General features: G+C 42.1%; 17 protein-coding genes, 1 pseudogene, 1 CRISPR repeat array and 1 other annotated feature (1 of these 20 running past the window's edge). Of the genes and pseudogenes, 13 read left to right on the top strand and 5 right to left on the bottom strand.

Features of this window, described 5'->3' with window-relative positions; genetic code table 11:
- A CRISPR array of direct repeats spans positions 1-229; the repeat unit is 36 nt; unit sequence GTTTTTGTACTCTCAAGATTTAAGTAACTGTACAAC (it extends 466 nt beyond the left edge of the window).
- A gap of 123 nt (positions 230-352) precedes the next feature.
- The 3 genes from KX728_RS05940 to KX728_RS05930 are packed head-to-tail and all read left to right on the top strand — an operon-like array spanning position 353 to position 1737.
- Positions 353-679: a hypothetical protein gene (locus KX728_RS05940; RefSeq protein ID WP_215804549.1), complete on the top strand. Its 327-nt coding sequence runs from the start codon at positions 353-355 to the stop codon at positions 677-679.
- A complete protein-coding gene (locus tag KX728_RS05935) occupies positions 680-1231 on the top strand; it encodes an Imm6 family immunity protein (protein WP_223335599.1) in 552 nt (183 codons plus the stop codon).
- A 32-nt stretch (positions 1232-1263) separates the two neighbouring features.
- Positions 1264-1737, top strand: a complete 474-nt coding sequence (locus tag KX728_RS05930; RefSeq protein ID WP_215804551.1) for an Imm6 family immunity protein — start codon at positions 1264-1266, stop codon at positions 1735-1737.
- Positions 1738-1841: 104 nt separating this feature from the next.
- On the opposite strand, the gene yidA is transcribed toward KX728_RS05930, so the two are convergent.
- Positions 1842-2648 (bottom strand): sugar-phosphatase, encoded by an 807-nt coding sequence (yidA, locus tag KX728_RS05925; RefSeq protein ID WP_215804552.1) that lies wholly within the window; start codon positions 2646-2648, stop codon positions 1842-1844.
- Positions 2649-2657: 9 nt separating this feature from the next.
- Positions 2658-3965, bottom strand: a complete 1308-nt coding sequence (locus KX728_RS05920; RefSeq protein WP_084860082.1) for an HD domain-containing protein — start codon at positions 3963-3965, stop codon at positions 2658-2660.
- Positions 3966-4036: 71 nt separating this feature from the next.
- On the opposite strand from KX728_RS05920, the gene KX728_RS05915 reads away from it, so the two are divergent.
- Positions 4037-4414 carry a YwiB family protein gene (locus KX728_RS05915; protein ID WP_215804554.1) on the top strand — a complete coding sequence of 126 codons (378 nt, stop codon included), beginning with the start codon at positions 4037-4039 and terminating at the stop codon, positions 4412-4414.
- Positions 4415-4438: 24 nt separating this feature from the next.
- On the opposite strand, the gene KX728_RS05910 is transcribed toward KX728_RS05915, so the two are convergent.
- Positions 4439-5521 carry a DEAD/DEAH box helicase gene (locus KX728_RS05910; protein ID WP_215804556.1) on the bottom strand — a complete coding sequence of 361 codons (1083 nt, stop codon included), beginning with the start codon at positions 5519-5521 and terminating at the stop codon, positions 4439-4441.
- The gene (locus KX728_RS05905; RefSeq protein ID WP_215804558.1) at positions 5518-6495 is read right to left on the bottom strand and encodes a Gfo/Idh/MocA family protein; all 978 of its coding nucleotides are present in this window, start codon (positions 6493-6495) and stop codon (positions 5518-5520) included. Before KX728_RS05905 ends, KX728_RS05910 begins: the two co-directional genes overlap by 4 nt.
- Positions 6496-6651: 156 nt before the next feature.
- On the opposite strand from KX728_RS05905, the gene KX728_RS05900 reads away from it, so the two are divergent.
- From KX728_RS05900 to rpmA, 4 genes are all read left to right on the top strand, one after another.
- A complete protein-coding gene (locus tag KX728_RS05900) occupies positions 6652-7332 on the top strand; it encodes a YoaK family protein (protein ID WP_215804559.1) in 681 nt (226 codons plus the stop codon).
- A 69-nt stretch (positions 7333-7401) separates the two neighbouring features.
- Positions 7402-7489, top strand: a sequence feature (ribosomal protein L21 leader region).
- Positions 7490-7523: 34 nt separating this feature from the next.
- Positions 7524-7838 (top strand): 50S ribosomal protein L21, encoded by a 315-nt coding sequence (gene rplU / locus KX728_RS05895; protein WP_000109141.1) that lies wholly within the window; start codon positions 7524-7526, stop codon positions 7836-7838.
- A 15-nt stretch (positions 7839-7853) separates the two neighbouring features.
- On the top strand, positions 7854-8198 hold the full coding sequence (locus KX728_RS05890; protein ID WP_000613705.1) for a ribosomal-processing cysteine protease Prp: 345 nt from the start codon (positions 7854-7856) through the stop codon (positions 8196-8198).
- Between the two features lie 16 nt (positions 8199-8214).
- Entirely contained in the window at positions 8215-8508 is a 294-nt protein-coding gene (rpmA, locus tag KX728_RS05885) for a 50S ribosomal protein L27 (protein WP_000916509.1), read from the top strand.
- Positions 8509-8673: 165 nt separating this feature from the next.
- On the opposite strand, the pseudogene KX728_RS09365 reads toward rpmA, so the two are convergent.
- Positions 8674-8748, bottom strand: a pseudogene (locus tag KX728_RS09365) (AraC family transcriptional regulator); the annotation flags it as partial.
- Between KX728_RS09365 and KX728_RS05880 the strand changes: the two are divergent.
- The 5 genes from KX728_RS05880 to KX728_RS05860 all read left to right on the top strand — a co-directional run bounded on the left by KX728_RS05880 (position 8741) and on the right by KX728_RS05860 (position 13479).
- Entirely contained in the window at positions 8741-9649 is a 909-nt protein-coding gene (locus tag KX728_RS05880; RefSeq protein ID WP_215804561.1) for a LysR family transcriptional regulator, read from the top strand. The pseudogene KX728_RS09365 and the gene KX728_RS05880 sit on opposite strands and share 8 nt — an antisense overlap.
- Positions 9646-10113, top strand: a complete 468-nt coding sequence (gene lspA / locus KX728_RS05875; protein ID WP_049499966.1) for a signal peptidase II — start codon at positions 9646-9648, stop codon at positions 10111-10113. Before KX728_RS05880 ends, lspA begins: the two co-directional genes overlap by 4 nt.
- Positions 10097-10996, top strand: coding sequence for an RluA family pseudouridine synthase (locus KX728_RS05870; RefSeq protein WP_215804563.1), 900 nt, complete (start codon positions 10097-10099; stop codon positions 10994-10996). The genes lspA and KX728_RS05870 overlap by 17 nt, the downstream gene beginning before the upstream one ends.
- A 101-nt stretch (positions 10997-11097) precedes the next feature.
- The gene (gene proB / locus KX728_RS05865; protein ID WP_219108608.1) at positions 11098-12207 is read left to right on the top strand and encodes a glutamate 5-kinase; all 1110 of its coding nucleotides are present in this window, start codon (positions 11098-11100) and stop codon (positions 12205-12207) included.
- A 9-nt stretch (positions 12208-12216) separates the two neighbouring features.
- Positions 12217-13479, top strand: coding sequence for a glutamate-5-semialdehyde dehydrogenase (locus KX728_RS05860; protein ID WP_215804566.1), 1263 nt, complete (start codon positions 12217-12219; stop codon positions 13477-13479).
- Positions 13480-13481 lie beyond the last annotated feature (2 nt).

Here is a 13481-nt window from a genome sequence, read left to right as displayed (position 1 = left end):
TGTACTCTCAAGATTTAAGTAACTGTACAACACTATCAAGCTGCCCACCAACTGCGTCACCGTTTTTGTACTCTCAAGATTTAAGTAACTGTACAACATCAAAAATATTCATTATAACCCTCACATAGTTTTTGTACTCTCAAGATTTAAGTAACTGTACAACAGCTACAAGCGATATGAAGCGCTGTTGCGTGTTTTTGTACTCTCAAGATTTAAGTAACTGTACAACGGTCTGAATTAGATCTAACTCAGCAATCGGAACGGAAACGCCCTCTTTAGCTTCTTAAGAATAAGCTCACCAGTATGGTATAATGTCATATAGTAGCGATCAGAGAGGAAAGGAGCGGAAACGATGCTAGCTATTGTTATTGATTCTGTAGGTGACAAGTCAGGGACCTATAAGTTGTTAAGAAACCATTCATCCTTGCCTTTTTCTTTAATCCAATCCAGAATCAAAGATCATGACGCGGTGATAGAAGTATACATGTTAGATTTGGATGGATTGAGAAAGGTTCGAGAACTCATCCATGAGTTGAATACCATTGGAACCAAGGTTACGATAAGAGATTCGACTGGTATTATCACCTTAGAAATAGTAAATAATCTTATTTCTACTTTTGAAGAGATTGCGGCAGAGAGAGAAGAACTGGATGCTCTGATGTTTGAAGAGGAAGAGTGAGTGCCACGTTTTTCAGTGGATCACCAAGTTAGTTTTTTAGTAATAGAAGGAAAATCAATGAATGATAATAGAAATTTATTGCGCTACCTACAGGAGTTGATATACGGTCTTGTAGATCGTATCAGTGAGAAAGAATATCAGGAGTTTGTCCTTGATTCCTTAAAACTTTCCAAACAGGAGCTTGATAAAGAGAGTGATTTTTGTCCAGATATTTTATACAATCGACTGGAAAATATGGACGATCTGGATATCTTGACATTTCAGGTGTTGGATAAGAAAACCAATCCACTAGTATGGAACTGTATCGCTAATTTCTTTGTCCTAGTTTGTCACTATTCTTATATTGCTTCGGAAGAAATCTACCTACCACAAACGATTGAAAGTGCCGATGAGGACATACTTGAGGTTCTTTCCTTAAGTTACAAACAAATCCTAGCTGAAAATAGGGAACTTATTTCACAAATAACTGGGCCAGAAATAGAAGGATATTTAAAAGATGAGCTCGTTAAAAACTACTTTGGACCACTATTCTTATCTGATGAGAACGAATAGGCTACTCGTTCAAGTATAGATCAGGAGAGGATATGCTTACGAGTTATTTTATGTTGATTTTTGCTGAGGCAATTGCGAATCGTATGGAAACAGAATATACTTCACATATTCGAACCGCCTTGGATGCATGTTGGAGTTTTTTGGAGAATAGAAATAAAAGGGGAGAGGAACTTTATCGCCTTTTAGATGATGGGACAGACTTCAGTGGAATATTTATCTACATGCAATTAGATGAAAATGAAGCGAATGGTCTCTTGTGGGACAACATTAGTTATGCAATAGGTGTGACTGCTAAAGAAGCTTTTGAGTTTGAAAATAAGAAGGAGTTTCCTTCTCCCTTAGAGAACATTGAACCAGATCTACTTGATGTCTTTATTGATAATTTAAAAAAAATCAGCATGGATCTTTATCATCACGTCGAAACAGTAAAACGTTTCATCAATGGAAATCCATACCCATCAAGAGAATCTGCCCTAAAAGCACTAGATAAGATGGGCTTACTATGATAGCCAGATTGGAAGATTTGGCGAAAATTCAAAAAGAACACCCCGGAACTTAGAGTGTCATCTCTACCTTTTGGGGTGTTGTTTATTTTCTATATTTAATTATTCTACAGTACCCATGTACGGATGGCATGGGCAACGCCGGATTCGTCGTTTGTTTTGGTGATGTATTTGGCGATTTTTTTGAGTTCTGGATTTCCATTTTCCATGACAACGGGATTTCCAACGACTTCGAGCATGGCGCGGTCATTTTCTTCGTCACCGATCGCCATGGTTTCATCTTTGGTCAATCCGAGTTTTTCAGCTAGGTGAGTGATGGCTGAACCCTTATCTACATTCTTTTTAAGGAGTTCGAGGTAGAAAGGAGCAGATTTGTTGATGGAGTAGCGTTCGTAAAATTCTGCTGGTATCTTTTCAATAGCCGCATCTAGGATTTCAGGTTCATCGATAAACATACACTTGACGATTTCCTTGCCAGCCATTTCTTCAGGTGTGCGGTAAAAGATGGGCATGCTGACGAGGGTTGATTCGTGCACCGTGTATTTTCCAATATTGCGATTGGCAGTATAGATACCGTCCTTGGTAATAGCGTGCATGTGAACACCGAGCTTGCGACTGAGAAATTCCATATCTAGATAATCCTCATAGGTCAAGGATTCGCTGATAATCTCATGTCCAGTAGCAGTCTCTTGGACAAGGGCACCGTTGAAGGTTACCACATAGTCACCTTGGTCTCTTAACTGCAAGTTGTCCAGAAGTTTGGCAACGCCTGCGATAGGACGACCCGTTGCAATCACGACTTTGACACCAGCTTCTTTGGCATCTTGGATGGCAGAAAAGACTTCAGGAGTGATTTCCTTTTTACTGTTAACTAGGGTACCATCGATATCGACGGCGATTAGTTTAATACTCATAAATTTCCTCTATTCGTTCTTATTTGGGGTAAAATGATCGTTCTCAATCAAGTGTAAAAATTGCTGGGTAACGCTTGCGAAGATGCTGTTTTGATCTAACATTTCTTTTGGAAAATAGAAACGATTATCTCCGTGGCGGCTGCCAGCAAGGGATTGGACGATAGGAGACAGGCTAGAGAGTTCAGCCAGTTCACCATTTTTCTGTAGAATCTCAATCTGTGTCCGTGGATTTTCAGATTCGGGACGATAGATATCATAAGGGAGGTCAAAATTCTTATGAATAGCAGTATAGTAGTCGGGATCAAACCCGATTTCTTCAACCAGTTGTCTCATGGTTGCGAGTTGGTCTTGGTCTTTTTCTGAAAAAGTAATGGATTTAAAGACCTTGCGGTTGACAAAACGTTGCGACAAGTCGGCTAGTATCTTGTCAGGACTGGTCATCCAGAGTTGGAAGTAGGTATTCATCACGCCGTCATCAAGTGCCAGATAGTCAGATAGAGTAACTTTCTTTTCAAAAAAAGGTAGTAAATGAGGAGAAGTGCGTGCAAAGAAGTCCTTGTCTTCAGGATAGAGTTCCTTGGCGCGTTTGAGGAGATTTTGTAGGAGAACCTCCATGGCGCGTGTTGCTGGGTGGAAATAAACCTGCATATACATCTGGTAGCGACTGAGAACATAGTCTTCGATGGCGTGCATGCCATTGCGCTGAAAGGCGATGCCATTTTCGACAGGACGAATGACTCGGAGAATGCGAGTCAGGTCAAATTCTCCATAGGAAGCTCCTGTAAAATAGGAGTCGCGCAAGAGATAGTCCATACGGTCCGCATCAATCTGACTGGAAATGAGCTGTACGACCTGTTTGTTAGGGTAGGTATGGTCGATGACACTAGCCACTTTTTCAGGAAAGTCTGGCGCTACTTGTAGCAGGACTTGGTGAATCTCTGTCTCAGGACTTTGGATAATTTCCTGAGTGATGGCTTCGTGGTCTGTATCAAAGAGATGTTCAAAAGTATGCGAGTAGGCACCATGCCCAAGGTCGTGTAGGAGAGCAGCGGTCATGGTCAAGAGAGACTCAGCAGGATCCCATTCTTCAGGATATTTTTCTTCAAAAATCTCTGTGATACGGCGAGCAATCTCATAGACCCCCAAACAGTGGGAAAAGCGACTGTGCTCGCCACCATGGAAGGTATAGCTGGAAGTCCCTAGTTGTTTGATACGGCGCAGACGTTGAAATTCTTTTGTATTGATCAAGTCGTAGATGACTTGATTATTGACATGGATGTAGTTGTGAACTGGATCACGGAATACTTTTTCGTTCATATGACCATTATAGCAAAATCCTGCTCTTTTTGGTAAAATAGTAGGACAAGAGACAAGAAAGAGGATTTGATGTGAAGATTCGGATACGAAATAGGATTCAGTTTGATGAACAGTTGGAAGTCATTGACCAGCTTTATGACGTTGAAGTGCGTGAAAAAGGGGATTTTAGCTATCTGCTTTTTTATAATGAGGAAAAAGAAAAAGTAGTTATTAAATTCCATGGTCAAGAACTGGTGATGACCCGTTTCTCCAATCCGAAGACCATTATGCGTTTTCTCAGGGATAGTGGTAGTTTAGCCTATATTCCGACTCCCATGGGTATGCAGGAGTTTATCATTCAAACGAATCACTACAAACTGGATGGGCAAAAGATTGAGCTAGCCTATCAACTGAAAAATCAAGAGGGACATCCTTTTGCCAGCTATCAATTAGAAATTACTTGGGGATAAGAAAAAGGTTGGCGAATGCCAACCTTATTTGATATAGAGTTCTTGATTTTTTAGCACAATTTCACGAACACTTGCGAATTTCTTGAGTTTTTTAAGTTCTTCAGGATGGGTTACGAGAGTAATAACATAGCCTTCTTTTCCCATGCGACCTGTGCGGCCAGCGCGGTGAGTGTAGGTTTCCATATCTCTAGGAATATCAAAGTTTACGACGCATTCTAGGCTATCAATATCAATTCCACGAGCCAGAAGGTCTGTTGCAAGGAGCAGGGTTAGCTGCTTGTCCTTAAACTTTTCTAAGATAACTTTTCTAAACTTAACATTGACATCACTAGCAAGAGAAACAGCCAAGACATCTCGATACTGTAGTTTTTCTTCTGCACTTCCAAGGTCTGACAAACTATTAAAGAAGACCAGACCACGAAAATCCTCTACATGAGCCAGTTTTCGTAGCATATCCACACGATGACGTTGGTCCACCTGCATGTAGAAGTGTTGGATGTTGTCCAACTTTTGGTCAGAAAGATCAATGGTACGTGTGTTTGGTGCAATCTTTTCTTGGTCAAACTTAGTCGTCGCACTCATGTAGATGAGTTGGTGGTCACGAGGTGCGTAGTGAGTGATTTTCTCAACAAAGTGAATCTGAGAATCATCGAGCAATTGGTCAAATTCATCCAGGATGATGCTTTCCACATTCATCATCTTGATTTTTTTCAATTTAATCAACTCAAAGATACGGCCAGGAGTTCCAATCAGAATTTCTGGTCCTTTTTTGAGGCGTTCAATCTGGCGTTTTTGACTGGAACCTGATAAGAAGAGCTGAGCAGTCAAACCGATGGCTTCTGCCCACGTTTTACACACGTCAAAAATCTGTCCAGCTAGTTCTGTATTTGGTGCTAGAATCAAGAGTTGTTGGGCTTTTTTCTTTTGTAGTCTGAGAAGGCTTGGTAGGAGGTAAGCGAGGGTCTTACCAGTTCCTGTTGGGCTCACTCCTAGGAGGTTTTCTCCAGCAAGTATAGGTTCAAATAGTTGAGTTTGAATGGGGGTAAATTCTTGGAAACTGAGTTGGTCACTCAATTCCTGCCATTCAGTCGGTAGTTTGGTTTTCATTTTTCTGCCTCAAATCTAATGCCAGCAGTCTGGCGCATGGTATAGAGTAAATCATGAACAGAACCTGCATCATCCAGCCAGTTCTGGTAGAGCGTCTGGTCTGGTTGCTGGATCATGTGTGCAAATGCAGCAACTTCCTCAGTCATCGTATGAGGAGTCTGTTGGATAGGGAGCTGAACTTGATTTCCTTGGTGGTTGGTAAAAATAGCTGAGCGGACATGTTCAATCGTGTTAAGGGTCAAGGTTCCATCTGCTGTGTAAATCTCACAAGGAAGATTGGAAGTGATGTTTTTCCCAGCCTTGATATGAACTTGAAATTCTGGGTAGAAGAGGATACCATCACCATTTAAGTCAATGCTATTGTTAAGCTGTTTAGCCTGATAAGTCGCGTCCTGAGCCTTTCTAAAGAGGCGAATAGCAGCATAGAGAGGATAAATCCCCAAATCCATAAGGGCTCCACCAGCAAAACGATCTGAAAAGACATTTGGCGTCTGTCCAGCCAATAAGTCAGGCATCTTGGAAGAATACTTGGCATAGTTGAAATCAGCTCCCAACACTTGCTTGTCTGATAGAAAGTTTTTGATAGTAGTAAAAGCTTCCTCGTGATAATTACGAGCTGCTTCAAAGATAAAACTGTGATTCTTCTCAGCTGTCTGTCTCAAATCCAGCCACTCTTGTGGCTGAGTGACAGCTGGCTTTTCAAGAATGACATGCTTGCCAAAAGACAAGGCAGCCTTGGCTTGAACAAAATGCAAGGAGTTTGGACTGGCGATATAGACCACATCAAAGGAAGACTTAAAGAAGTCTTCTAATTGATCAAAGAGTTGGATATTTTCATAGCGAGAAGCAAAGGTTGCTGCTGTTTCTATTTTTCTAGAGTAGACAGCGACCAGCTGGTATTGGCCACTTACATGGGCTGCTTCTATGAAATGATGGCTGATAGCCCCTGTTCCGATAACACCTAATTTAAGCATAAATACTCCTTTTCCGACTTCAAATCCTTCCTTCATTATAACATAGAAAAGAAGGACTATCCAACAGATGGTAAAAATTTTCAAATGGGCTACGAATTTCTTGGAGAAAGTGGTACAATATTTAGATAAGTAGATGAAATGAGAAGGGGGGAGAAAATGAGATTATTACCAATAAGGAAAATATCACGTCAGTCTAAGAGACTAGCGCTTTTTTTGACTTTTTGTGCAGGATATGTCGATGCTTATACTTTTATCGTGCGAGGGAATACCCTTGTCGCTGGACAGACTGGGAATGTCGTTTTTCTTTCTGTAGGACTCATTCAACAAAATGTATCGGATGCCAGTGCTAAAGTAATGACCTTGTTGTCCTTTATGATGGGCGTCTTTTTTCTGACATTGTATAAGGAAAAACTACGAATTGTTAAAAAGCCGATTTTGTCCTTGATTCCTCTTGCAGTCCTGTCCCTAATTATAGGCTTTGTGCCGCAAACGGTTGATAATATCTATCTCGTACCGCCCTTAGCCTTCTGTATGGGGCTGGTGACAACTGCTTTTGGAGAAGTGTCAGGTATTGCCTATAATAATGCTTTTATGACAGGGAATATTAAACGTACCATGTTGGCTTTTGGAGATTATTTCCGGACTAAGCATACGCCTTTCCTACGAGAGGGCTTGATTTTTGTTAGCTTGCTTAGCAGTTTTGTCTTCGGAGTTGTTTTTTCAGCTTATTTGACGATTTATTATCAGGAGAAGACAATTCTAGGAGTTCCTCTTATGATGAGTATCTTTTACTTCAGTATGCTTTTTGCTTCTTGGAGAAAAAAAGGAAAGAAATAGCTTAATTTTAATTGATTTTACTTGTAAGAAAAAAGAAGATATGCTATACTTGAAGAGTTGACTATGCACAGTCCTGTGCAACCGCACGAACATCGTTGCTCACATAGTGAGTATAAAGTGGTTCGTCCCACGATGCTAGGCGAGTCTTCACAAAAATACGGGGAAACCCTAAAAATCATAGGAGGTGCATAATGAGCACATACGCAATTATCAAAACTGGCGGAAAACAAGTTAAAGTTGAAGTTGGTCAAGCAGTTTACGTTGAAAAATTGAACGTCGAAGCTGGTCAAGAAGTTACTTTTAACGAAGTTGTTCTTGTTGGTGGTGAAAACACTGTTGTCGGAACTCCACTTGTTGCTGGAGCTACTGTAGTTGGAACTGTTGAAAAACAAGGAAAACAAAAGAAAGTTGTTACTTACAAGTACAAACCTAAAAAAGGTAGCCACCGTAAACAAGGTCACCGTCAACCATATACAAAAGTTGTCATCAACGCGATCAACGCTTAATTTTAAGGAGAACACATGATACAAGCAGTCTTTGAGAGAGCCGAAGATGGCGAGCTGAGGAGTGCGGAAATTACTGGACACGCCGAAAGTGGCGAATACGGCTTAGATGTCGTGTGTGCATCGGTTTCTACGCTTGCCATTAACTTTGTCAATTCCATTGAGAAATTTGCAGGCTACGAACCAATCTTAGAATTAAACGAAGATGAAGGTGGTTATCTAAAGGTTGAAATACCAGCGGATCTTCCTTCACACCAGAGAGAAATGACCCAGTTATTCTTCGAATCATTTTTCTTAGGTATGGCAAACTTATCGGAGAACTCTTCTGAGTTCGTCCAAACCAGAGTTATCACAGAAAACTAACACGGAGGAAAACATTATGTTAAAAATGACTCTTAACAACTTGCAACTTTTCGCCCACAAAAAAGGTGGAGGTTCTACATCAAACGGACGCGATTCACAAGCAAAACGTCTTGGAGCTAAAGCAGCTGACGGACAAACTGTAACAGGTGGATCAATCCTTTACCGTCAACGTGGTACACACATCTACCCAGGTGTAAACGTTGGACGTGGTGGGGACGATACTTTGTTCGCTAAAGTTGAAGGCGTAGTACGCTTTGAACGTAAAGGTCGCGATAAGAAACAAGTTTCTGTTTACCCAATCGCAAAATAAAAAGGTCCAGTGAACCTTTTTATCCCGAGCCTTGATATTTTAAGGCGAGGAAGCTAGAAGTAGCATAGAATAAGGCTTTCCGAGTTTTCGGAGAGCCTATTTTTTTGTTTTGATATCTATATTTAATTTAATAGAGAGTAGTTAGCCCTGGGTTTGTGATGGATATCTTTTCCTTTTTGGAAAAATTCTGAAATATGGTATAATGAACAGATAGAGAAGTTGGGGGTAAAAGATGAACATTCAACAATTACGCTATGTTGTGGCCATTGCCAATAGTGGTACTTTCCGTGAAGCTGCAGAAAAGATGTATGTCAGTCAGCCCAGTCTGTCTATTTCTGTGCGCGATTTGGAAAAAGAGCTGGGGTTTAAGATTTTCCGTCGGACGAGTTCGGGGACTTTCTTGACCCGTCGTGGTATGGAATTTTACGAGAAAGCACAAGAGTTAGTCAAAGGCTTCGATGTTTTTCAAAATCAGTATGCCAATCCTGAGGAAGAAAAGGATGAATTTTCCATTGCCAGCCAGCACTATGACTTCTTGCTACCAACGATTACGGCTTTTTCAGAACGTTATCCTGATTATAAGAACTTTCGTATTTTTGAGTCTACTACAGTTCAAATCTTAGATGAAGTGGCCCAAGGACACAGTGAGATTGGGATTATCTACCTCAACAACCAAAATAAAAAGGGCATCATGCAACGGGTTGAAAAGCTTGGTTTAGAAGTTATTGAACTAATTCCTTTCCAGACTCACATTTATCTTCGTGAAGGGCATCCTTTAGCACAGAAAGAGGAATTGGTCATGGAGGATCTAGCGGATCTGCCAACGGTTCGTTTCACTCAGGAAAAGGATGAGTATCTTTACTATTCAGAGAACTTTGTCGACACCAGCGCGAGCTCCCAGATGTTCAATGTGACCGACCGTGCCACTTTGAATGGTATTTTGGAGCGGACAGATGCCTATGCGACTGGATCTGGATTTTTAGATAGTGACAGTGTTAATGGGATTACAGTCATTCGTCTCAAGGACAATCTAGATAACCGCATGGTCTATGTCAAACGGGAAGAAGTGGAGCTTAGCCAAGCTGGTACTCTTTTCGTAGAAGTCATGCAAGAATATTTTGATCAGAAGAGGAAATCATGAAAAAAAGAGGAATAGTAGCAGTCATTGTACTGCTTTTGATTGGGCTGGATCAGTGGGTTAAAGCCTATGTTGTCCAGCAGATTCCACTGGGTGAAGTTCGTTCGTGGATACCCAATCTCGTTAGCTTGACCTATCTGCAAAATAGAGGAGCAGCCTTCTCTATGCTGCAAGATCAGCAGTGGTTATTTGCTGTCATTACACTGGTCGTCATGGTAGGTGCCATTTGGTATTTACATAAACACATGGAGGATTCTCTCTGGTTAGTTTTTGGACTGATTTTGATCATCGCGGGAGGTCTGGGCAACTTTATCGACAGAATGAGTCAAGGTTTTGTGGTGGATATGTTTCACCTAGACTTTATCAACTTTGCGATTTTCAATGTTGCTGACAGCTATTTGACAGTTGGTGTCATTGTTTTATTGATTGCAATGCTTAAAGAGGAAGTAAATGGAAATAAAAATTGAAACTGGTGGGCAACGTCTAGACAAGGCTCTGTCTGATCTGACAGAATTGTCACGCAGTCTCGCGAATGAACAAATCAAGGCTGGACAAGTCTTGGTGAATGGGCAAGCCAAGAAAGCAAAATACACTGTCCAAGAGGGGGATATCATCACCTATCATGTGCCAGAACCGGAGGTTTTAGAGTATGTGGCTGAGAATCTGCCGCTCGAGATTATCTACCAAGATGAGGATGTAGCCGTTGTTAACAAACCTCAGGGGATGGTGGTTCATCCCAGTGCTGGTCATACTAGCGGAACCTTGGTCAATGCCCTCATGTACCATATCAAGGACTTGTCAGGTATCAATGGTTTTCTCCGGCCGGGTATCGTTCACCGCATTGACAAGGACACATCTGGTCTCCTCATGATTGCTAAGAATGATGAGGCCCACTTAGCACTCGCGCAAGAACTCAAGGACAAGAAGTCTCTCCGTAAATACTGGGCAATTGTTCATGGCAATCTACCCAATGATCGTGGTGTGATTGAAGCTCCGATTGGTCGTAGTGAAAAAGATCGTAAGAAACAGGCAGTGACTGCTAAAGGGAAGCCAGCAGTGACTCGTTTTCAAGTCTTGGAACGCTTTGGAGATTATAGTTTGCTAGAGTTGCAACTGGAAACAGGGCGTACTCACCAAATCCGTGTTCATATGGCTTATATTGGCCATCCAGTCGCTGGTGATGAAGTCTATGGTCCTCGTAAGACACTGAAGGGACATGGGCAATTTCTCCATGCTAAGACTCTAGGCTTTACTCATCCGAGAACAGGTGAAACCTTGGAGTTCACAGCAGATATTCCAGAGATTTTTAAAGAAACGCTGGAAAGATTGCGTAAAACTGAGAATAGATAAAAGAGTTGAGATGCCTTGTCTCAACCTTTTTCATTTCAAGTCTTTTCCATTTTAAAGTATTCATGTTATAATGGATAAATATGAAGAATCGGAGTGAGAATATGAAGTACAAACGAATCGTCTTTAAGGTAGGGACTTCCTCCTTGACAAATGAAGACGGGAGTTTATCAAGGAGTAAAGTAAAGGCAATTACCCAGCAATTGGCTATGCTACATGAAGCTGGACATGAGTTGATTTTAGTGTCATCTGGGGCAGTTGCCGCTGGATTTGGAGCTTTGGGTTTTAAAAAACGTCCGACCAAGATTGCAGATAAACAAGCTTCGGCTGCAGTTGGTCAGGGACTTTTGTTGGAGGAATATACAACCAACCTCCTCATGCGCCGGATCGTTTCTGCGCAAATTTTACTGACACAGGATGATTTTGTAGATAAACGTCGCTATAAGAATGCTCACCAGGCCTTGTCTGTATTGCTTCATCGTGGTGCAATCCCCATCATCAACGAGAATGACAGTGTCGTTATTGATGAGCTCAAGGTGGGTGATAATGACACCCTGAGTGCCCAGGTAGCGGCGATGGTCCAAGCGGACCTTTTAGTTCTCTTGACGGATGTGGACGGCCTCTATACTGGAAATCCCAACTCAGATCCAACAGCCAAACGTTTGGAGAAAATCGAGACTATCAATCGTGAGATTATTGATATGGCTGGTGGAGCAGGTTCGTCAAACGGTACTGGTGGCATGCTAACAAAAATCAAGGCTGCAACTATTGCGACGGAATCAGGTGTGCCAGTCTATATTTGCTCCTCCTTGAAATCAGATGCCCTGATTGAGGCAGCGGAGGAGACCAAGGATGGTTCCTTCTTTGTTGCGCAAGAGAAGGGACTTCGTACCCAGAAACAATGGCTGGCCTTCTATGCTCAAAGTCAGGGAACGATTTGGGTAGATGGTGGAGCTGCAGAGGCACTTTCAAAAAACGGGAAAAGTCTCCTTTTATCAGGCGTGGTAGAAGTGGAAGGAAACTTCTCTTACCACGATATTGTCACAGTAGCAGATAAAGAAACAGGTCAATCTCTTGGAAAGGGACGTGTCCAATTTGGCGTCTCAGCCCTAGAAGATATGCTCCGTTCTCAAAAAGCTAAGGGAGTCTTGATTCACCGTGATGACTGGATTTCCATCACTCCTGAAATCCAGCTGCTCTTTACAGAATTTTAGAGGTGAACGATGGTAAGTACACAAGAACAATTTGAACAGGTACAGGCTGTTAAGAAATCAATCAATACTGCCAGCGAAGCAGTGAAAAACCAAGCCTTGCTAGCTATGGCTGATCATTTATTGGCGGCTACTGAGGAGATTTTAGTGGCAAATGCCCTCGATATGGCAGCGGCCAAGGGGAAAATCTCAGATGTTATGCTAGACCGTCTTTATTTGGATGCGGGACGTATAGAAGCGATGGCAAGAGGAATTCGTGAAGTGGTTGCTTTATCAGATCCAATCGGTGAAGTTTTAGAAACCAATCATCTTGAAAATGGTTTGCTTATTACCAAGAAACGTGTGGCCATGGGGGTTATTGGGATTATCTACGAAAGTCGTCCAAATGTGACGTCGGATGCGGCTGCTTTGGCTCTCAAAAGTGGAAATGCGGTCGTTCTTCGTAGTGGTAAGGATGCCTACCAAACTGCTCATGCTATTGTCACAGCCTTAAAGAAGGGATTGGAGACGACCACAATCCATCCAGATGTGATTCAACTGGTGGAAGATACTAGCCGTGAAAGTAGCTATGCTATGATGAAGGCCAAGGGCTATCTAGACCTTCTCATTCCTCGTGGAGGCGCTGGCTTGATCAATGCTGTTGTTGAAAATGCTATCGTGCCCGTTATCGAGACAGGAACTGGAATTGTCCATGTCTATGTGGATAAGGATGCCGATGAAGACAAGGCTCTGTCTATCATCAACAATGCTAAAACCAGTCGTCCTTCTGTCTGCAATGCCATGGAGGTCTTGCTAGTTCATGAAGACAAGACAGCAAGCTTCCTTCCTCGCTTGGAACAAGTGCTGGTTGCAGAGCGTAAGGAAGCTGGACTAGAACCAATTCAATTTCGTTTGGATAGCACAGCAAGTCAGTTTCTTTCAGGTCGAGCAGCTGAGGCACAAGACTTTGACACCGAGTTTTTAGACTATATCCTAGCGATTAAGGTTGTGAGCAGTCTAGAAGAAGCGGTTGCGCATATTGAAGCTCACAGTACCCATCATTCGGATGCCATTGTGACGGAAAATGCTGAAGCTGCAGCTTACTTTACAGATCAAGTGGACTCAGCAGCGGTTTATGTCAATGCCTCAACGCGTTTCACTGATGGTGGGCAATTTGGTCTTGGATGTGAAATGGGGATTTCTACTCAGAAACTGCATGCGCGTGGGCCTATGGGCTTGAAAGAGTTGACCAGTTACAAGTATGTGGTTACTGGTGATGGACAGATAAGGGAGTAAGA

It is taken from the genome of Streptococcus oralis, from assembly GCF_019334565.1.
Classification (GTDB): domain Bacteria; phylum Bacillota; class Bacilli; order Lactobacillales; family Streptococcaceae; genus Streptococcus; species Streptococcus oralis_CR.
This window is presented reverse-complemented; position numbering and strand designations above follow the sequence as displayed.

What these genes read in the sequence shown, in the direction of transcription:
- KX728_RS05940 (WP_215804549.1), top strand. Translation starts at nt 353, where the DNA reads ATGCTAGCTATTGTTATTGATTCTGTAGGTGACAAGTCAGGGACCTAT.
- KX728_RS05930 (WP_215804551.1), top strand. Translation starts at nt 1,264, where the DNA reads ATGCTTACGAGTTATTTTATGTTGATTTTTGCTGAGGCAATTGCGAAT.
- yidA (WP_215804552.1), bottom strand. Translation starts at nt 2,648, where the DNA reads ATGAGTATTAAACTAATCGCCGTCGATATCGATGGTACCCTAGTTAAC.
- KX728_RS05920 (WP_084860082.1), bottom strand. Translation starts at nt 3,965, where the DNA reads ATGAACGAAAAAGTATTCCGTGATCCAGTTCACAACTACATCCATGTC.
- KX728_RS05910 (WP_215804556.1), bottom strand. Translation starts at nt 5,521, where the DNA reads ATGAAAACCAAACTACCGACTGAATGGCAGGAATTGAGTGACCAACTC.
- KX728_RS05905 (WP_215804558.1), bottom strand. Translation starts at nt 6,495, where the DNA reads ATGCTTAAATTAGGTGTTATCGGAACAGGGGCTATCAGCCATCATTTC.
- KX728_RS05900 (WP_215804559.1), top strand. Translation starts at nt 6,652, where the DNA reads ATGAGATTATTACCAATAAGGAAAATATCACGTCAGTCTAAGAGACTA.
- rplU (WP_000109141.1), top strand. Translation starts at nt 7,524, where the DNA reads ATGAGCACATACGCAATTATCAAAACTGGCGGAAAACAAGTTAAAGTT.
- KX728_RS05890 (WP_000613705.1), top strand. Translation starts at nt 7,854, where the DNA reads ATGATACAAGCAGTCTTTGAGAGAGCCGAAGATGGCGAGCTGAGGAGT.
- rpmA (WP_000916509.1), top strand. Translation starts at nt 8,215, where the DNA reads ATGTTAAAAATGACTCTTAACAACTTGCAACTTTTCGCCCACAAAAAA.
- KX728_RS05880 (WP_215804561.1), top strand. Translation starts at nt 8,741, where the DNA reads ATGAACATTCAACAATTACGCTATGTTGTGGCCATTGCCAATAGTGGT.
- lspA (WP_049499966.1), top strand. Translation starts at nt 9,646, where the DNA reads ATGAAAAAAAGAGGAATAGTAGCAGTCATTGTACTGCTTTTGATTGGG.
- KX728_RS05870 (WP_215804563.1), top strand. Translation starts at nt 10,097, where the DNA reads ATGGAAATAAAAATTGAAACTGGTGGGCAACGTCTAGACAAGGCTCTG.
- proB (WP_219108608.1), top strand. Translation starts at nt 11,098, where the DNA reads ATGAAGTACAAACGAATCGTCTTTAAGGTAGGGACTTCCTCCTTGACA.
- KX728_RS05860 (WP_215804566.1), top strand. Translation starts at nt 12,217, where the DNA reads ATGGTAAGTACACAAGAACAATTTGAACAGGTACAGGCTGTTAAGAAA.